Genomic DNA, 18,611 nt, shown 5'->3' with positions numbered 1-18,611 from the left:
GAGCAGCCCCGGCGGCCTGACGTGCGCCCCGCCGCGACGTCGTTCGCGGCGGCGCGGGGTCCTCGACCGGTTGTGCGCTGACGTGCCAGCCCCTGTGCGCAGGAGGGCAACGCGACCGCTCCGGCCGCTCGTAGCGTGCGGGAGTGCCGCGTCGCGCCACGCGACGGGCACGCTCCCGCCGACTTCGAAAGGACCCCTCATGTTCGACATCGCCCAGGTGCAGGCCGCCCCGAGCGAGGACCTGCTCACGCCCGACAACGCGGTCATGCTCTTCGTGGACCACCAGCCGCAGATGTTCTTCGGCACCGGCAGCGGCGACCGGGCCTCGATCATCAACAGCACCGTCGGGCTCGCCAAGGCGGCACGGGCCTTCGGCGTACCGGCCGTCCTGACCACGGTGGCCGCCGAGTCCTTCTCCGGTCCCCTGCTGCCCCAGCTCGCCGAGGTCTTCCCCGAGAACGAGATCATCGACCGCACCACCATAAACGCCTGGGAGGACGAGGCGCTGGTGGCGGCGGTGAGGGCGACCGGGCGCAGGAAGATCGTCCTGTCGGGTCTGTGGACCGAGGTCTGCCTGGTGCTGCCCGCCCTCTCGGCCCTCGGCCAGGGATACGAGGTGTACGTCGTCGCCGACGCCTCCGGCGGCGTCACCCCGGCCGCCCACGAGCACGCGCTGCAGCGCATGATCGCCGCCGGCGCCGTCCCCGTGACCTGGGTGCAGGTCCTCCTCGAGCTGCAGCGCGACTGGGCGCGCCAGGAGACGTACGGGGCGGTCATGGAGATCGTCAAGGCCCACGCGGGCGCGTACGGCCTGGGTGTCGTCTACGCGCAGGCCGTCATCGGCGCGCACGCGGCCGGCTGACCTCCGTGGACACCGGCATTCTGATCCTGCGTCTGCTGGTGGGACTGCTCGTCGCCGGCCACGGTGTGCAGAAGGTCAGCTCGCACCTGGGAGGCGACGGCCTCGACGGCGGCGCCGAGGAGTTCCGCGCGGACGGCTTCCGCGGCGGTGTCCTCACCGCCCTGGCGGCGGGCGGCGGCCAGATCGGCTCCGGCCTGCTGCTGGCCGTCGGTCTCCTCACGCCGCTCGCCGCGGCGGGAACCGTCGGGGTCATGACGGTGGCGCTCACCGTGAAGTGGCACAACGGCCTGTGGGTGCAGCACGACGGGTACGAGTACCCGCTCGTCCTCATCGGCACCGCCGCCGCGCTCGCCGCCCTCGGTCCCGGGGCCTGGTCCCTCGACGCGGCCCTCGGCCTCACGCCGTACCCCGCGTGGTGGGCCGCCGTCGTCCTCGCGGCCGGTGTCGGCTCCGGCCTGCTCGCACGGCTCGTCCTGCACCGTCCCGCCGCCCCGGCGCCCGCCGAACACTGACGGGCCCGGCGCGGCCCCCCTCGGACCGGGGACGGCCGCCCGCGTACCCCCGACCGGGCGGCCGTCCCCTCCCCTCTCCCCTCCGTACGAAATGGAGCACCCATGGACACCCTCACGACGACGCAGGCCGGTGGCGGTCAGCCGCTGTTGCATCAGAAGGGCGCAGAGATCCAGGCGTTCGGCACGCTCAAGCAGCTGCCGATCGGCCTCGGCCATGACACACGTATGTACGCCTGCCAGCGGCTCAACCGTGTTCTCGCCGACACCCAGATCCTCTTCTCCCTCTACAAGAAGCACCATTGGCTCATGCGCGGAGCGACCTTCTACTCTCTGCACCTGATGCTGGACAAGCACGCGGAGGCCCAGCTGGCCATCGTGGACGCGCTCGCCGAGCGGGTGCAGAGCCTCGGCGGCGTGGCCGTCGGGGACCCGCGGCACGTCGCGGAACTGACGGCGATCCCCCGGCCGCCGGACGGCGTGGAACCGGTGCCCGTCATGCTGTCGCGGCTGCTCGACGCACACGAACGGATCCTGGTCGACGCCCGGGACGCGGCCGCCAGGCTCTCCGGCGAGGGCGACGAGGGCAGCGCCGACCTACTGGTCTCCGACGTGATCCGCACGGGCGAGGCCCAGGTCTGGTTCCTGGCCGAACACCTGGTGGACACTCCGCTGGTCCGCAGCTGACGGACGCGGACGAGGCCGTCGTGCTCGGGGCCGGCGGGGCGGTGGGGCAGTGGGGCGGCCTGCACTAGTCTGCGCGGGGGTGGACGACGGCACAGGTAGGAGGATCCGTGACGCTGCCGAGCAAGGGGACCAGCCGCATCACGGTCGACGCAGTCCGCTACAGGTGGGCCGTCCGGCGCAAGCCGACCTACAGCCAGGGGATCGGGCTGTCTCCACTGACTGTCGCCGTCGAGCATGACGAGCCGTCAGGGTCCGTGCTGGTCATCCGGTTCTCCCAGGCGCATCCGGGTAACTGGCTCGGTTCGCCTTCGGAGGGCGTCACTCCCGGAGACGTGGCCTTCGCCATCCGAGAAGCCAGGGGCCGGGGCTGGCAGCCGGAGACACCAGCCGGCCCCTTCCACCTGCACTTCCCTCGACCTACCGAACTCGTCTCCGGAACCCCGACGGACGACGGCCCTGCGGCGGAGCACCGGGGGTAGACCGGATCGGCGCCCGACCAACCGCGGCCGACGCCGTTGCCCTCCCTGTCTCACCGGGAGACACCCGCGGCACGGTGCTGCTCCCGGAGGGGCGCGGCAGCGCCTGCTGCGGCTTCGCCCGCAGGCGACGGACCCACCATGGCCCGCGCAGGGTGCCGTGTTCTCGTGGCGACCTGGACCGACGACCCGTGCCAGAGCACGTTTCTCAGCCTGTGGATCGACTTCTGCCGATGGGCCCCCTGCGAGGCGTGGGCCCTCCGGCGGCATGAGATCTTTACTCCCGTGGGGAACTTCTATGCGGAGTGGGCAGCGGCACCAGCGGCGGTGAAGCGCTGCTTGGCGTTGGCGTACGAGGCACTGGTCGCCGGCGGTCTGGCGGTGGGATCAGTACTCACCGACCCCACCGGCATGGTGCGAGCCGAAGGGCGTAACCATGCCTATGACGACGGCCCCGGAGGCGGCCCGCTGCGCGGTACGCCGCTTGCGCACGCCGAGATGAACGCTCTGGGCGCGGCACGCACCGAGTGGGATCTCAGCGTCCTCACCTTGTGGAGCACGCAGGAACCCTGCTCCATGTGCACCGCAGCTGCGGCCTTCACGGGCGTGGGAACGGTGCGCTACCTGGCGCCGGACCCATGGGCCCTGGCCAGTGGGAACGACGGTTCCTCGGGTGTGGCGGGCATGGAGCAGCAGCCTTGGCTCGTGGCAGCCAACGTCATGTTCCTCCGGAGCGTGTCGGCAGCCGCACGGGGGCCGGAGGAACCGGCAACCGTGGCCCGCTGCCGAGCAATGGAGCCGGAGACGGTCGCCGTGCATGACGCCCTGCCGCCAGGTCTCCCTGCGGCGCGGAGTGCCGAAGCCTGGCTGGAGAGCCTGTGGCCCGCGATCGGTGACGCCGCGACCGCCCGCCGGTTGCGGATGGACGGCTGAGAGGTCCCTCGTATCTACCCGGCAGCCGGCTCCAGGTCGGCCTCCGGCCGTGCCCTGCCCGCGGCGCGCCATTCGCTGGGCGTCACCCCGTAGGCCGCGCGGAAGGCGCGGCTGAAGTGTGCCGGGCTGACGAAGCCCCATCTCTGGGCCACGGCGGACACCGTCGGAGCCGTTCTGCCGCGGCCCGCCAGTTCGCGGCCGCATTCCTCCAGGCGGCGTTGCCTGATCAGCCGGCTGACCGTGATCCCCTCGGCCTCGAACAGCCGGTGCAGGTAGCGGACGGAGATCCCGTGCGCCGCGGCGAGGCGCTCCGGGCACAGGTCCGGGTCGACCAGGTTCCGGTCGACGTGGTCGCGGACGCGCTGCACCAGGTGGCCCGGTGTGTCCGGGTTCCCGCCGTCGGAACGGGCCGCCTGCTCGGCGATCAAGGTCTCGAGGAGTTCCACCACCATGCCGGCCAGCCGGTGTGCGACGGCCGGCGGGTGGTCGGCGGCCGAGGAGGCGAGGTTGGTCAGGAACGGGAGGAGTATCGCGCCGAAGCCGTCCCCGGTTCCGATGGTGTGGCCCGTGGCCTGGCGGATCGCGATGTCCTGGACACCCAGTGCGCGGCGCGGAAGGTGGAAGACGCGGCTGGCGAACTGCTGTGGGTAGTCGAAGGAGAAGGGCCGGGTCGTGTCGTACAGCACCATGTCCCCCTCACCCGTCTCGGCGAGTCGGCCGTCCTGGATGAAGGCGGCGGTGCCGGAGATCTGGACGGCGACCCCCACCCGCGCCTGCGGCGACCTGGCGATCAGTGCCCGTGTGCGGCGGATCCGCTGTGCGTCGGCCTCCACCGTGGAGACCTGGAGGCATCCGAGGCGGTCGGTCGCGATCCGGCCGTCGAGCGGTCCGTCGCCCCGGGGCGAGACCTCGACCGGGACCAGCGTCCTGCTCACCGCGTCGTTCCAGTACGCGGCCCTGTCCGGGGCCGGCACCGTCGCGGTCGTCACCACCACGTTCACGTCATGTCCGTTCAAGAGAAGTCGTCAAGGGAGTCGTGCAGGAGTTCGTTCAGGAAGTCGTTCAGGGACGTCGGAGTCGGGGAACCGGGCGCCGCATCTGCCTGGAAGGCCGCGATCCGCCGGTTCCCTCCCGTTCCTCACAGCCAAGCAGCGGCCCGAGCCCCTCTCCAGGCAGAACCGCAGGCAGAAGTGGGCGCGCCCGAACACTGCGCTCACGGACAAGACCCAGTGCGTGACGCGACAAGAGGCACCCTCTCCCCGCTCGTAGCGTGACGGTCATCCGCACCGCACAGAGGCGCGGACCAGCCACGACGCACCGAGGAGACCTTCATGCCGTACATCACCGTGGGCCAGGAGAACACCGCCCCGATCGAGCTGTACTACGAGGACCAGGGCGCGGGTCGGCCGGTCGTCCTCATCCACGGATTCCCGCTCGACGGCCACTCCTGGGAGCGGCAGACCGCGGCGCTGCTCGATGCCGGACACCGCGTGATCACGTACGACCGCCGCGGCTTCGGGCAGTCCTCCCAGCCGAGCACCGGTTACGACTACGACACCTTCGCCGCCGACCTGAACACCGTGCTGGAGACCCTCGACCTGAACGACGCCGTTCTCGTCGGCTTCTCGATGGGCACGGGCGAGGTGGCCCGTTACGTCTCCACGTACGGCTCCGGGCGCGTCGCGAAGGTCGCCTTCCTGGCCTCCCTGGAGCCCTGCCTGCTCAAGAGCGACGACAACCCGGACGGCGTCGCCCCCCAGGAGTTCTTCGACGGGGTCGTCGCCTCCGTCAAGGCCGACCGCTACGCCTACTACACGGCCTTCTTCAACGACTTCTACAACCTCGACGAGAACCTGGGCACCCGCATCGGCGAGGAGGCCCTCCGCAACAGCTGGGACACCGCTGCCCGCGGCGGCTCCTTCGCCGCGTCCGCCGCGCCGGCGACCTGGTACACCGACTTCCGCGCCGACATCCCGGCGATCGACGTGCCGGCCCTGATCCTGCACGGCACCGCCGACCGCATCCTGCCGGCCGACGGCACCGCGCGCCCCTTCCACAAGGCGCTTCCCTCGGCCGACTACGTCGAGATCGAGGGCGCCCCGCACGGTCTGCTGTGGACGCACGCCGAGGAGGTCAACAGCGCCCTCCTCGCCTTCCTGGCGAAGTGACGTCCCACCGCTGATCCGCCGGGGCGACGCGCGGGTTCCGCCGCCGCCCCGGCCCCACGGTTCCCCGCGGGGAACCGGACGAGTCCAGAGAGCGAACCACCCATGCAGTTCGGCATCTTCACCGTCGGGGACGTGACCCCCGATCCCACCACCGGGCGCACCCCGACCGAACGCGAGCGCATCAAGGCGATGATCGCCATCGCGGTCAAGGCCGAGGAGGTCGGCCTCGACGTCTTCGCGACCGGCGAGCACCACAACCCGCCGTTCGTCCCGTCGTCGCCCACCACCCTGCTCGGCTACATCGCCGCACGCACCGAGCGGCTGATCCTCTCCACCGCCACCACGCTGATCACCACCAACGACCCGGTGAAGATCGCCGAGGACTACGCGACGCTCCAGCACCTCGCCGACGGCCGGGTCGACCTCATGCTGGGACGCGGCAACACCGGCCCGGTCTATCCGTGGTTCGGGCAGGACGTCCGGCGGGGCATCGAGCTCGCCCAGGAGAACTACACCCTGCTGCGCCGGCTGTGGCGCGAGGACGTCGTGGACTGGGAGGGCACCTTCCGTACGCCGCTCCAGGCCTTCACCTCGACACCGCGGCCACTGGACGGCGTCCCGCCGTTCGTCTGGCACGGATCCATCCGGTCCCCCGAGATCGCGGAGCAGGCCGCCTTCCACGGCGACGGCTTCTTCCACAACAACATCTTCTGGCCCGCCCACCACACCCGGCGCATGGTGCAGCTGTACCGCCGCCGGTTCGCCCACCACGGTCACGGCCGTCCGGAGGACGCCGTCGTCGGCCTCGGCGGGCAGGCGTTCATGCGCAGAAACTCCCAGGACGCCGTACGGGAGTTCCGCCCGTACTTCGACAACGCTCCCGTCTACGGCCACGGCCCCTCCCTGGAGGACTTCACCGAGCAGACCCCGCTCACGGTGGGCTCTCCCCAGCAGGTCGTCGAACGGACCCTGGCCTTCCGGGAGACCGTCGGCGACTACCAGCGCCAGCTCTTCCTGATGGACCACGCCGGGCTGCCCCTGAAGACCGTCCTGGAACAGCTCGACCTCCTCGGCGAGGAGGTCGTGCCCGTGCTGCGGAAGGAGTTCGCCAAGGGGCGCCCGGCCGGTGTGCCGGAGGCGCCCACGCACGCGTCCCTCCGCGCCGTCCGGGAGGTGACCGCCGCGTGAAGCTGACCATCGTCTCCGCGGGCCTGAGCACGCCCTCCTCCAGCCGGCTGCTCGCGGACCGGCTGGCGGAGGCAACCCGAAACGCGCTCACCGGAAGGGACCACGAGGCGACCACGGAGATCGTGGAGCTGCGCGAGCTGGCCGGTGACATCGCCCACCACCTCCTCACCGGCTTTCCCGCGCCCCGGCTGGGAGCCGCGATCGACGCGACGACGGCGGCCGACGGCCTGATCGTGGTGACTCCCGTGTTCGCGGCCTCGTACAGCGGTCTCTTCAAGTCCTTCTTCGACGTGATCGATCCGGACGCCCTGACCGGGACGCCTGTCCTGACGGGAGCCACGGGCGGCACCGCCCGCCACTCCCTGGTCCTCGAACACGCCGTGCGACCCCTCTTCTCCTACCTCCGCGCCGTCGTCGTCCCCACCACCGTCTTCGCGGCCTCCGAGGACTGGGGCGCCGGCGGGACCGCGCACCACGACGGTCTGTCCGGCCGCGTCCACCGGGCGGGCACCGAACTCGCCGCACTCATGACGGCCCGGCCGCCCCGGGACGAGCCCACGGACGACATCACCGCCTACGAGCAGCAGCTCGCCGACCTGCGCTTCGTCTGAAGCCCCGACCACAAGCCCACGTCGTGCGCGGCGGAGCGCCGCGCACACCCTTCGCCAGGAGAACCCCATGACCGACCAGCCCGTACTCGAGCCCGCCGCCCGGGCGTTCGCGGACGCCACCGCCCGGCCGCCGTTCCTCTACCAGATACCCGTCGCCGAAGGCCGCAAGGCGGTGGACGACGTGCAGAGCGGTGAGGGCGTCGCGATGCCCGCCGTCGACGAGGAGTGGGTGACCGTGCACGGCGGCCCCACCGGCGAGGTCCGGGCCCGGATCGTCCGCCCCCACGGCAGCACCGGCGTCCTCCCCGTCGTCCTCTACCTGCACGGAGCCGGCTGGGTCTTCGGCAACGCCCACACCCACGACCGGCTCGTCCGCGAACTCGCGGTCGGTGCGGGAGCGGCCGTCGTGTTCCCCGAGTACGACCTGTCGCCCGAGAACCGCTACCCCGTGGCGATCGAGCAGAACTACACCGTCGCCCGGTGGGTCGCCCGCGAGGGGCACCACAAGGGTCTCGACGGCACCCGGGTCGCCGTCGCGGGCGACTCCGTCGGCGGCAACATGACCGCCGCCCTCACCCTCATGGCCAAGCGGCGCGGCGACGTGACGTTCGTCCAGCAGGTCCTGTTCTACCCGGTCACCGACGCCTCGTTCGACACCGGCTCGTACCACGCGTTCGGCGAGGGGTACTTCCTGCGCCGCGACGCGATGAAGTGGTTCTGGGACCAGTACACGACCGACGAGGCGGAGCGCGCGCAGATCACCGCCTCCCCGCTGCGTGCCACCCTCGACCAGCTGGCGGACCTCCCGCCGGCGCTGGTGGTGACCGCCGAGGCCGACGTCCTGCGCGACGAGGGCGAGGAGTACGCGGCGAAGCTCCGTGCGGCGGGCGTCCCCGTCACCGCCCTGCGCGTCCAGGGCGTCATCCACGACTTCGTCATGCTGAACGCCCTGCGCGAGACCCGGGGCGCCGAACTCGCCATCGGCGTCGCCACCGACGTCCTCCGCAAGGCGCTCGCATGACCGGGCCCTCGACCAGCATGCCCGTGGCGGGCCTCGTCCCCGCCCCGCGGCGCGAGCCCGCGCACGCCGACCTGCTGGTGCGCAACGCCAAGGTGTTCACCGGCGACGTCCACCGCCCGCACGCCCGGGCCGTCGCGATCCGCGACGGCCGGGTGGCGGCGCTGGGCGACGACCACGAGCTCGCGCCCCTCGTCGGGTCGGGGACCCGGGTCGTCGACGCCCTCGGCCGCCGCGTGGTCCCGGGCCTCAACGACTCGCACCTGCACGTCATCCGGGGCGGTCTGAACTACGTGCTCGAACTGCGCTGGGACGGTGTGCGCAGTCTCCGGCAGGCGCTGGCCATGCTGCGCGACCAGGCCGGTCGCACGCCGAAGGGACAGTGGATCCGGGTCGTCGGAGGCTGGACCGCCGAGCAGTTCGCCGAGCGCCGGATGCCCACGGTCGCCGAGCTGAACGCCGCCGCCCCCGACACTCCGGTCTTCGTCCTGCACCTCTACCAGGCGGTGCTGATGAACCGGGCGGGCGTCCGCGCCGCCGGCTTCACCCGTGACACGCCCGACCCGCGCGGCGGGCAGGTCGTCCGCGACCGCGACGGCGAGCCGAACGGCGTGCTGCTCGCCGCGCCCGGCGCGCTCGTCCTGTACTCGACACTGGCCAAGGCGCCCACCCTGGACGCGGCCGACAGACGCACCTCGACCCGGCACTTCCTGCGCGAGCTCAACCGGTTCGGACTGACCTCGGCGGTCGACGCCGCCGGCGGCTTCCAGAGCTTCCCCGAGGACTACGGCACCGTCGCCGACCTCGCGGCGGCCGGCGAGCTCTCGCTGCGGATCGCCTACCACCTCTTCCCCCAGACGGCCGGGCAGGAGCTCGCCGACCTGAAGCGCTGGACCGAGACCGTCAGGCCCGGCGACGGCGACGCGTGGCTGCGGCTCAACGGCGCCGGGGAGAACCTGACCTGGGCGGCGGCCGACTTCGAGAACTTCTCGGAACCGCGGCCCGAACTCGCGGCGGGCTACGAGACGGAGTTCGAGCAGGCCGTGCGCCTCCTGGTCGAGAACGGCTGGGGCTTCCGGCTGCACGCCACCTACGACGAGACCATCCGCCGCGACCTGGCCGTGTTCGAGAAGCTCGCGGCCGAGGGGCTCTTCCCCGGCGACGGACGCTGGCTGTTCGACCACGCCGAGACCGTCTCGGCCGGCAGCCTGGACCGGATCGCGGCCCTCGGCGGCGCGGTGTCGGTGCAGAACCGCATGTCGTTCCAGGGTCTCGCGTTCCGTGACCGGTACGGCTCCGAGGCCGCCGCCCACACCCCGCCGGTCCGGGCCATGCTCGACCGGGGCCTCACCGTCGCCGCGGGCACGGACGCGACACGCGTGTCGTCGTACAACCCGTGGGTGGCGCTGCACTGGCTGATCACCGGCCGGACCGTCGGCGGCACACCGCTCCGCGGCCCCGCGAACCTCCTCGGCAGGGACACCGCGCTGGGCCTCTACACCCGGGGCGGGGCGCGGCTCACCGGCGAGGAGGACGTCAAGGGCGTGCTCCGGGAGGGGTACTACGGGGACCTGGCGGTCCTCTCGGAGGACTACTTCACCGTGCCCGAGCACACGATCCCCGACATCGAGGCCGTGCTGACCGTGGTCGGCGGCCGGATCGTGTACGCCTCCGCCGAGTACGAGGGCCTCGACGAGGCGTTGCCCCCGATCGCCCCGGAGTGGTCGCCGGTGGCCCGCTTCGGCGGCTACCAGGCGGGCGGCGCACGGCAGGCCGCGCTGGTGGCGGAGGCCGCGGCGGAGTCCGCGGAGCACCGCCGGTGGCGTACGGCGCGGGGCGCGGGTCCCGGCACGCCGCCGTCGTTCGTCGACCCCTGCTTCACCCACTGATCCCCGGAGGGACACACGTATGAACACCGAGTCCGACACCGAGCCCGGCCCGGACACCGGCCCAGGCGCCGGCACCGGCGCCGATCCCGAGTCCGCGCCCGTGGTCGCCGGTCGCCGCTTCGAGCCCGATCTGCGGTCCATGACCCGGATCACCCTGCGGCCCATCGCCTCGCCCATGCCGCTGGGCTTCTTCACGATCGCGCTGGCGTCCGTGATGACGGGCTGCCTCCAGCTCGGGGTCTTCGACGAGGCCGCCCGCGGCGCCGTCGCGTTCACCGTGCTGCCGGCCTTCGTCCTCCAGCTGCTGGTGAGCCACCTGGCCTTCGGGGCGCGCGACGTCATCGCGGCGACGCTGATGGCGGTGTTCGCCGGCAGCTGGCTGCCGTACGCGCTCGTCATGCTCACCGAGGCCCCGGGCGGCCCGGAGGTGCTCGGCGTGTTCAACCTGGCGCTGCTCGTCTTCGGAGCGCTGATGATCGCCGTGACCCGGCCCAAGCGGGCGCTGTGGCTCGTCCTGGTGGTGTCCGCTCCTCGCTGGGCGGCCACCGGCCTCGCCGGGATCACCGGTGCCGAATGGCTGACGCGCACGTCCGGTGCGCTGGGCCTCGCGGTGGCGCTGGTCGCGCTGTACGCGGCGTTCGCCCTGATGCTGGAGGACATGCGCAGCGAGGAGGTGCTGCCCATCGGCCGCAGCGGCCCCGCGCACCTGGCCGTCGAGGGCGACCTGTCCGTCCAGCTGCGCAATCTCGAGCGCCAGGCGGGTGTGCGCCGCACACTCTGACGGGACTGCCGACGCCGTCCTCAGTGCGTCGCTCCGGCGGCGGGTGCCGTGGTGATGTGGCGCTGTGCCACCACGACGAGGACCGCCGCGGGGAGTGACGCCAGGACCGCGGTGGCCATGGTCGCGTTCCACCGGGTGGTGTGCGCGCCGAGGTAGTCGTAGAGGCCGAGCGTGATCGGGCGGACGGTGTCGGTGGTGGTCAGGGTGAGGGCGAACAGGGTGTCGCCCCAGGCGAAGAGAAAGGCGAAAAGGCCGGCTGTGACCAGGGCGTTCCTGCTCAGGGGCAGGACCACGGAACGGAACACGCGCCAGGCGCCGGCGCCGTCGAGACGGGCCGCCTCCACGATCTCGCGGGGAATCGCCGCCATGGCCGTGCGCAGCACCAGGATCGCCAGGGGGACGCCGGCGGTCGAGTCGGCGAGGACCAGGCCGAGACGCGAGTCGAGGAGTCCGGTGTCGGCGTAGAGGCCGTGGAGCGCGTTGGCCACGCTGATGCCGGGAACTGCCTGGACGAGCAGCACGGCGAAGAGGAACGGGCCGGCGCCGGGCAGCGGTGACAGGGTCAGCGCGTGGGCCGCGGGAGCGGCGAGCGCGAGGCTGAGCGCGGCCGTGCCGAGCGAGACGGCCAGGCTGGTGACGAGGGCGCCGCCCTGATCGTGGAAGGCCGTGAGGTATCCGCTCGGATCGGGGTCCGTCGGGAACCACACCCCGTGAGCCGGGCGGCCGTCAGGCAGCAGGGAGGCGTTCACCATCCAGAAGAGGGGAGACAGCATCAGGGCCAGCAGGACGATCGCGCCGAGCGAGCGGACGAGGCCGCCCTGTCGCCGCGACGACGTGGCGAGGGACATGGGTTCCCCTTCCTCAGGGGGTGCGGGCGCGCCGGACGGCGCGGAGATGGAGCAGGGCGAGGCCGAGCGAGACCAGGACGAGGACGTTGCCGGTGGCGGCGGCGCGCCCGAAGTCGAACCGGGCGTACGCCTGCTCGTGGGCCAGGGCCGCCAGGGTCCGTGTCGCCCCGGCGGGTCCGCCGCCGGTGAGCGCCAGGACGACGTCCGGCGCCCTGAGCGTGTAGACGGCTCCCAGGACGAGGACGACGCCGGCCGTGGGCCGCAGCAGCGGCCACGTGACGGAGCGGAAGAGCCGGACGGGTCCGGCTCCGTCCACCCGGGCCGCCTCGTGGACCTGGGGCGGGATCGCCTGGAGACCTGCGTACAGGAGGGCGGTGTTGAAAGGGATGCCCACCCAGGTGTTGACGAGGATCACGGACCACAGTGCCTCGTGGGTGCCGGTGAGCCAGGGGACGCCGGAGGGTACGGCGTGCAGCGCGCGCAGTGCCCCGTTCACGACGCCGTCGTCGGTGTCGAGCATCCACCGCCAGACCGTTCCGGTGGCGACCAGCGGCATCAGCCAGGGCAGCAGCATCAGCGAACGGACGATCCGGCCGAGCGGGAAGCGGCGCTGGAAGAACAGGGCGAGCGCCAGGCCTACGGTGAACTGCGCGGCCAGCGAACCGGCCGTGTACAGGACGGTCGTGGCGGCCGCCTGCCGGAACTCCTCCGAGGCGAGCAGGCGGATGTGGTTGTCGGGTCCGGTGAACGGCGCCGTGCCGCCGAGGAGGGTCGCGGCCGTGGAGTCGCGGAGGCTGGTCGTGATGTTGTCCAGGAGCGGCCGGCCGAGGAACAGCAGGAGGAACGCGGCGGCCGGTGCGAGGAACGCCGCCCGGACCGCGGCCTCCCGCCGCCGGACCCGAGCTGCCGCATCGGAGCGGCCGCCGATGCCGTCGGTGCGGCCTCGGACGCTGCCGTCCCGGCGGTTTCGGGTGCTGCCGTCGACGCGGCCTCCGGGGTCAGGGGCTCGTCGCCATGCGCTGCGCACGCCGGAGCGCCTCCTCGGGAGTCTGCTGTCCGGACACCGCGGCCTGGACGGCGGTGTGGATCGCGGTGGCCGTCTTCGGCCAGGCGGGACCGAGCTGCCGGGTGCGGGCCCGCGCGCCCCTGACGCTCTCGACGAAGGCGGCCATGGAGGGGACCTGTCTCGCGTACCGGGCGGCCACGTCCGTGCGGGTCGGCACCGTGTGGTGCCAGGTCGCCAGCTTCTGCTGGTGGGCCGGCTCGTTGAGGCAGTCGAGGACCTGGGCCGCCTTCCTCATGCGGGCCTCGGAGCCGCTGCGCGGCACGGTCCAGACCTCGCCGCCCAGCGGGGTGACCGGTTCCGCGCCGGCCCGGGGCACGGGGAGCGGTGCGACGCCCCAGCGCAGGTCCTTCGCCTTCGCGAGTTCGGTCATTCGCCAGGGACCGTTGACCATCATGGCCGCGTCGCCGCCGAGGAACTGCTCGTGCACGTCGGCCTGGTTCCAGGTGAGGACGGACCGGGACATGGCTCCGTCCCGTACGAGGTCGCTCCACAGGCGGAGTGCCTCGGCGGCCTGCGGGGTGTCGAGGCGTCGTTCGTCGCCGCCGTTGGACCACAGGAAGGGAAGGAACTGGAAGGTGCTTTCGAAGGACGCGTCGGCGTCGACCGCCAGGCCGTGGCGGCCGGGCCGGGTCGTGGCCCGGGCGGCCGTCCGCAGCTCGTCCCAGGTGCGGGGGACGCCCAGGCCCGCCTCGGCGAGCATGTCCTGGTTGTAGTAGAGGGCGAGGGTGCTGACGGTCGGCGCCAGCCCGTACACCTCGCCGCGGTAGGTGCCGGCGGACAGGATGCCCGGGCCGAAGCCTTCGGTCCGGACGCCGTACGGACGGAGCGGGGCGAGCGCGCCGGACCGCGCGATCTGCTGGAGGTCGGGGTTGTCGAGCATCAGCAGGTCGGGCATGGTCCGTGCGGCGGCCTGCCGCAGGACCGTGGGCACGAGCGAGGGCGCGGGAACGCTCCGGTGCTCGATCGTCACCCCGGCCTGCCTGCCGCAGGCGGCGAGCAGTTCGCCCCAGTGGGCGTGCTCGGTGCCGTCGGTGTAGTAGTCGAGCACGGTGAGGGACGCCACCCGTTCGGTACGGGAGGAGCCGGCCGGGTCGCCGGTTCCGCAGCCGGCGGTGACCAGGACCAGCGCGACGGCCGCCGCGAGGGCGGCGAGGGGCCGTCTGCGAGGTCCCGTGGGTGCCTTCACCAGGGTGCCCTGCCAGCAGACGCGTCTCATCGTACGGATGCGTCTTCTCATGCGAATGCTTCTCTTCATACGGGTGCGGATGTGGGTGCGAAGGTAGATGCGGGTGTGGGTGCGGCCGTGGCCACGGTGGATACGGAGGCGGGGGATACGGACGTGCGTACCGCGATCGAAAGTGTCGCCGATCGAGAGGGCCCGACATGAGGGAGGGTCCTATTCCCCATCGCTTCGCGCGAGCACCACATGGGTGAGCTGCACCCGCGACCTCACGGTGAGCTTCCGGAAGACCGCCGTCAGATGGGTGTTGACGGTGTGGGGCGAGACGACGAGGACCTCGGCGGCGGACCTGTTGGTGTGACCCCCTGCGATCAGCCGCGCCACCTTCCGTTCCGAGGCGGTGAGCGCCTCCCAGCCCTGGACCGGCCGGTCGCGCACGGCGCCCGTCCGCCCTGGACCGGCCCCCGGCGTGGACCCTGCATCGGCGCCCGGAGCGCCGGCGACGCCGTCGAGCAGCCGGCGTACGTCGGCCGCCGCCGCGTCGGCGCCCGACGCGGCGAAGGCGTCCCGGGCCGCCGCGAGCACCGCCGCCGCCTCTGCCGTCCTTCCCGCCGCGAGCAGCGCCCGTCCGAGGTCCACCCTGGCGTCGGCCAGGACCAGCGGGCGGGGTCCGGCCGCGAGGAGGGACACCGACCGCTCCAGCGCCCCGATGTCGCCCGTGGCGAGACCGGCGGCGTGGGCGGCGATCCCCGTCGCCGTCGGCACCGCGGGGTTGCGTTCGGCGTGCGCCGCCGCCTGCGCGACCAGGTCCTCGGCCAGCGCGCGGTCCCCTGCCGACAGGGCCGTCCGGACCGCCGTGCCGACCCAGGTGCGCAGCAGCCGCCAGCGCATGAACGGCCCGATCTCCTGTAGCCGTCGCAGCGGGTCCGCGGCCGACCGGGCGTCTCCGTCATGGCCCGCGACGAGGGCCTCCAGAAAGCGGACCGCGGCCCGGTTCCCCGGGTTCGGCTTGACCGCCAGCCGCTCCCGCGCGGCGAGCAGCTGCTCGCCTGCCTCCGCGCGCTTGCCGCGGAGCAGCGCGATCCAGGCGCGGATCACCCGTGAGTTCACCTGCTGCACCGGGATCCGTACGGCGTCCTCCAAGTCCTCCATCGTCACGAAGTGCGCTTCGGCGTCGTCGAGCCGGCCCCGGCCGAGGTGCTGCTGTCCCTGCGCCCACAGGAACATGGCCTGTCGATGCGAACCGGCGTCCGCCTCCGCCCGCCGCAGCAACTCCTCGGCGCTGTCGAACCGGTCCGTGTGCTGGTGGGCGACGACCTCCTCGGGCCGGAAGGCGCTGTCCACGACGCTCAGCGCGGTGAACCGCGCCAACGCCCCGGCGCCGTCCCCCGCGTTGAGGGCGATCTCGCCGAGTGCGGACAGGGCCTGGACGTGCGCCGGACGGTCTCCGGTGGCGATCGCCGCCGCCAGCGCCTCCTCCCCCGCGGCCCGCGCGACGCCCAGGTCGCGGCCACGGGACAGGGCGAGCGCCCGCAGCGCGGCGAGCCGGGCTCCGACGTCGGGCGGGAGCCCTCCGACGGCCAGGGCCGCCTCGGCACGCCGGCGGAGCTCCTCCGCCAGGTCGAGGCTCCACAGGGCTCCGCCGAGGGTCGCCTGGAGCCGCCCGAACACCGCGAGCGGCGGTTGCGCGGCGAGCAGGTCGTCACAGGTCGTCAGCGCCTCCCGGTCCCGCCCCGCGCGGATGAGGCAGACGATGGCCTGCTCGCCGACGTCGAACCGCGCCGCCTCCGAGGGCCGTACCAGCTCCAGGGCACGCGTCATGAGATCGGCCGCGAGGCCCGGCGTGACCGGCAGGACGTCTTCCGCCGCCTGCCGGAGCAGCGCGACGGCTTCCTCGTCACCGGGCTCGGCCCCGCGCAGCACGTGGGACGCCGCGTCGATCGGGCGGTGCCCGGAGGCGACGAGGCGGTGCGCGGCCGCCCGGTGCAGTGCGTTCCGCGCCGATCCGGGGATGTCGGCGTACACCGCCTGGCGCAGCAGGTCGTGCCGGAAGGCGAGGAGCTCGCCGTCGTCGTCGAGGAGCCCGGCACGGAGGGCCTCGTCGAGGGCCGGGACCAGGGTGGCGGGAGGGCGCTCGCACAGTGCTGCCGCGTCGGCGAAGGCGAACCGGCGGCCGAGGACGGCCCCCATCCGCAGGAGGGTGAGGGTGTCGGGGCCGAGGGATTCGATCCGTCCGCGCACACCGGAGACGAGCCCGGTCGGCACGGACGGGGACGTGTCCTCCGCCGGGTGCGCGGTGCTCCGTGCACCGGGTCCGGGTTCCGTGCCCGCGTCGGCCGTTCGGACGGAGGTCGGGTCTCCGGCAGGCTCCGTGGCATGGCGGGCGGGCTCTGCGGTGTGTCCTTCGGTGCGCAGTCCGCGGAGCAGTTCCACGGCGAGGAAGGGGTTCCCGCCCGTGCCGTCGAGGAGGCTCCGCGTCCGCTCGTCGACGTCCTCGCCCAGGGTGTCGTCGGCGAGTCGGCCGATCGCGGCGGCGGACAGGGGCCCCAGGAGGAAGCGTGCCACCGGCAGCCGGTCTCCCGCGGCCGCCAGGATCTCCTCGCCGGCGGCGGTGGGCCCCGTACGCCCGGTCAGCAGCCACAGGACCGGGGAGCTCCGCAGCCGGCCGGGCAGCTGCCGCAGGGCGAACCGGCTCAGCGGATCCGCCCACTGCACGTCGTCCAGCGCGACGAGGACGGGTGTCTCGGCCGCACGGGCCTCGATCACCCCGGCGAGCCGCTCCACGAGCCGGATTCGCTGGTCGTGGCGGCGGGCGAGGTCGGCGAACGCGTCACCCGACAGCAGCGGGCGCACGCCGTCGAGGAGGCAGCCCGCCAGGGAGGACAGCGGCACGAGGTGATGCAGTTCGTCGGCTCTGCCGATGCCGGTGGAGTATCCGTGTCCCTCGGCCAGCTCGACGGCCTCCGTGAGGAGGGTGCTCTTCCCGATGCCGGCCTCGCCGCGCAGGAGGGCGAGCGCGCCGCTGCCGCTCCGGGCGACGGATGCGACGAGGGTACGCAGCTCCGCGAGCTCGGCCTCCCGCCCGCGCAGCCCACGACGGGACAACGGCCCGCCCGACCCCGCCACCTTGCCCCTCCCCCGCGACACACGGATCGCCCCCGGCCGCCGTAACCGGCGCCGAAGCGTTCCCAGGAGGGTCACTATGGCAAGAACTGCAGCTCAACGCACATCTGACGGGTGAGTATCCGGTCACACGACCAGGCTGCGGGGGCTCCCGTGCGGCTCCGTCGGGCGGGATCGCGCACCCCACCCGGCCGCCGCCGAGTTCTTCCAGTCGACCGGGGACTGCCCGTACGCCGTGCGGAAGACGCGGCTGAAGTGGGAGGCGCTGGTGAACCCCCAGCGGTGGGCGACGCCGGCGATCGTCGTGTCGACGGCGTCCCTGCGGGCCAGCGTCCGCCGGCACTCCTCCAGGCGGCGCCGCTGGATCAGGCGGCTGACGGTGATGCCCTCGGTCTCGAAGAGCTTGTGCAGATAGCGCACGGAGACGTGGTGGGCGCGGGCCACCAGTTCGGGGGTGAGGTCGGGATCGCTCAGATGGTCGTCGATGAAGGCGCGGATCCGGGTGAGGAGCACGCGAGCGCCGCTCGGCGACTCCATGGTGTCCGCGCCCCGCTGCTCGTCGGCGAGTACGGTGAGCAGGTCGATCACGTTGCGGGCGATGAGCTCGCCGACGGGTTCCGGGCACGCCTCGGCGGTGTCCACGAGCTGCGCCAGGAGGGGCGAGAGGATCCCGCCGATCGCGGATTCGGGCCCGAGGGGCAGGGCGGTGATCCGGGAGATGTCCGACTCGTCGAGGCCGAGGACGGCCCGCGGGAGGACCAGGGACTTCGTCTGGAACGGTTCGGGGAGGGCGAGCCGGATCGGCCGTGCCATGTCGTAGACGAAGAGCTGGCCCGGCCGTACGGCGTTGTCACGGGCGTCCTGTTCGACGCGGGCGCCGCCCCGGCTGAGCAGCTTGACGACCACGAAGTCCTCGTTGTCGGCGCAGGCGATGAGGCGTCGGGTCCGGCGGGCGAACTGCGGCTCGCTCTCCACCGTGACGGCCTGCACGCGTCCCAGTACCGCGGTGCGGATCGTGCCGGACCGCACCTCGTCGGGCACGGCCATGTCCACGGCGCCGAACGTGCGGGACAGCGCCTCGCGCCAGTAGCCGCGGCGCCGCGCGGCGGGAACGGTCTCCGCGGAGTAGTGGGTGAGGGGGCCGGGGGCCGGCTCCGGCGAAAGCGTCTGCATGGGTGTTTCCTCTGGCGGTTCGTGCTCTGACACCAGCGTGTCAGCGAGCCGCGCGGTGGCACATCACGCGAATCCGCTAGATCGCGTGACGCCGTGCTG

16 protein-coding genes are annotated in these 18,611 nt (G+C 73.0%); 10 read left to right on the top strand and 6 right to left on the bottom strand.

Annotation, left to right across the window (positions count from 1 at the left end):
• The first annotated feature begins 199 nt into the window (after positions 1 to 199).
• From ACY0MR_RS35450 to ACY0MR_RS35435, 4 genes are all read left to right on the top strand, one after another.
• Complete coding sequence (locus ACY0MR_RS35450) at positions 200 to 862, top strand: hydrolase (RefSeq protein ID WP_473557744.1); 663 nt, start codon at positions 200 to 202, stop codon at positions 860 to 862.
• A 5-nt stretch (positions 863 to 867) separates the two neighbouring features.
• Positions 868 to 1,374, top strand: coding sequence for a DoxX family protein (locus tag ACY0MR_RS35445; RefSeq protein ID WP_361846696.1), 507 nt, complete (start codon positions 868 to 870; stop codon positions 1,372 to 1,374).
• A gap of 102 nt (positions 1,375 to 1,476) precedes the next feature.
• The gene (locus ACY0MR_RS35440) at positions 1,477 to 2,058 is read left to right on the top strand and encodes a Dps family protein (RefSeq protein ID WP_473557741.1); all 582 of its coding nucleotides are present in this window, start codon (positions 1,477 to 1,479) and stop codon (positions 2,056 to 2,058) included.
• Between the two features lie 644 nt (positions 2,059 to 2,702).
• Entirely contained in the window at positions 2,703 to 3,467 is a 765-nt protein-coding gene (locus ACY0MR_RS35435) for a nucleoside deaminase (RefSeq protein ID WP_473557739.1), read from the top strand.
• Positions 3,468 to 3,481: 14 nt separating this feature from the next.
• Here ACY0MR_RS35435 and ACY0MR_RS35430 read toward each other — a convergent pair whose 3' ends face one another.
• On the bottom strand, positions 3,482 to 4,468 hold the full coding sequence (locus ACY0MR_RS35430) for an AraC-like ligand-binding domain-containing protein (RefSeq protein ID WP_473557737.1): 987 nt from the start codon (positions 4,466 to 4,468) through the stop codon (positions 3,482 to 3,484).
• 330 nt (positions 4,469 to 4,798) lie between these two features.
• Between ACY0MR_RS35430 and ACY0MR_RS35425 the strand changes: the two genes are divergently transcribed.
• The 6 genes from ACY0MR_RS35425 to ACY0MR_RS35400 all read left to right on the top strand — a co-directional run bounded on the left by ACY0MR_RS35425 (position 4,799) and on the right by ACY0MR_RS35400 (position 11,122).
• Positions 4,799 to 5,635, top strand: a complete 837-nt coding sequence (locus ACY0MR_RS35425; RefSeq protein ID WP_473557735.1) for an alpha/beta fold hydrolase — start codon at positions 4,799 to 4,801, stop codon at positions 5,633 to 5,635.
• Positions 5,636 to 5,737: 102 nt separating this feature from the next.
• Positions 5,738 to 6,823, top strand: a complete 1,086-nt coding sequence (locus ACY0MR_RS35420; RefSeq protein ID WP_388803902.1) for an LLM class flavin-dependent oxidoreductase — start codon at positions 5,738 to 5,740, stop codon at positions 6,821 to 6,823.
• Complete coding sequence (locus tag ACY0MR_RS35415) at positions 6,820 to 7,434, top strand: FMN reductase (protein ID WP_473557733.1); 615 nt, start codon at positions 6,820 to 6,822, stop codon at positions 7,432 to 7,434. Before ACY0MR_RS35420 ends, ACY0MR_RS35415 begins: the two co-directional genes overlap by 4 nt.
• A gap of 67 nt (positions 7,435 to 7,501) precedes the next feature.
• Positions 7,502 to 8,455, top strand: a complete 954-nt coding sequence (locus ACY0MR_RS35410) for an alpha/beta hydrolase (RefSeq protein ID WP_473557730.1) — start codon at positions 7,502 to 7,504, stop codon at positions 8,453 to 8,455.
• Positions 8,452 to 10,341 carry an amidohydrolase gene (locus tag ACY0MR_RS35405; protein WP_473557728.1) on the top strand — a complete coding sequence of 630 codons (1,890 nt, stop codon included), beginning with the start codon at positions 8,452 to 8,454 and terminating at the stop codon, positions 10,339 to 10,341. Before ACY0MR_RS35410 ends, ACY0MR_RS35405 begins: the two co-directional genes overlap by 4 nt.
• A 19-nt stretch (positions 10,342 to 10,360) precedes the next feature.
• Positions 10,361 to 11,122: a GPR1/FUN34/YaaH family transporter gene (locus tag ACY0MR_RS35400; RefSeq protein WP_473557726.1), complete on the top strand. Its 762-nt coding sequence runs from the start codon at positions 10,361 to 10,363 to the stop codon at positions 11,120 to 11,122.
• A gap of 20 nt (positions 11,123 to 11,142) precedes the next feature.
• On the opposite strand, the gene ACY0MR_RS35395 is transcribed toward ACY0MR_RS35400, so the two are convergent.
• The 5 genes from ACY0MR_RS35395 to ACY0MR_RS35375 form a co-directional block, all read right to left on the bottom strand.
• On the bottom strand, positions 11,143 to 11,970 hold the full coding sequence (locus tag ACY0MR_RS35395) for a carbohydrate ABC transporter permease (protein ID WP_473557723.1): 828 nt from the start codon (positions 11,968 to 11,970) through the stop codon (positions 11,143 to 11,145).
• 13 nt (positions 11,971 to 11,983) lie between these two features.
• Complete coding sequence (locus tag ACY0MR_RS35390; RefSeq protein WP_473557722.1) at positions 11,984 to 12,997, bottom strand: carbohydrate ABC transporter permease; 1,014 nt, start codon at positions 12,995 to 12,997, stop codon at positions 11,984 to 11,986.
• Entirely contained in the window at positions 12,969 to 14,273 is a 1,305-nt protein-coding gene (locus ACY0MR_RS35385) for a sugar ABC transporter substrate-binding protein (protein ID WP_473557720.1), read from the bottom strand. The genes ACY0MR_RS35390 and ACY0MR_RS35385 overlap by 29 nt, the downstream gene beginning before the upstream one ends.
• Positions 14,274 to 14,432: 159 nt before the next feature.
• Entirely contained in the window at positions 14,433 to 17,321 is a 2,889-nt protein-coding gene (locus tag ACY0MR_RS35380; protein ID WP_473557716.1) for a helix-turn-helix transcriptional regulator, read from the bottom strand.
• A gap of 144 nt (positions 17,322 to 17,465) precedes the next feature.
• A complete protein-coding gene (locus ACY0MR_RS35375) occupies positions 17,466 to 18,512 on the bottom strand; it encodes an AraC-like ligand-binding domain-containing protein (protein WP_473557714.1) in 1,047 nt (348 codons plus the stop codon).
• Between the last annotated feature and the right edge of the window lie 99 nt (positions 18,513 to 18,611).

This window comes from Streptomyces sp. JN8 (assembly GCF_055808075.1).
This window is presented reverse-complemented; position numbering and strand designations above follow the sequence as displayed.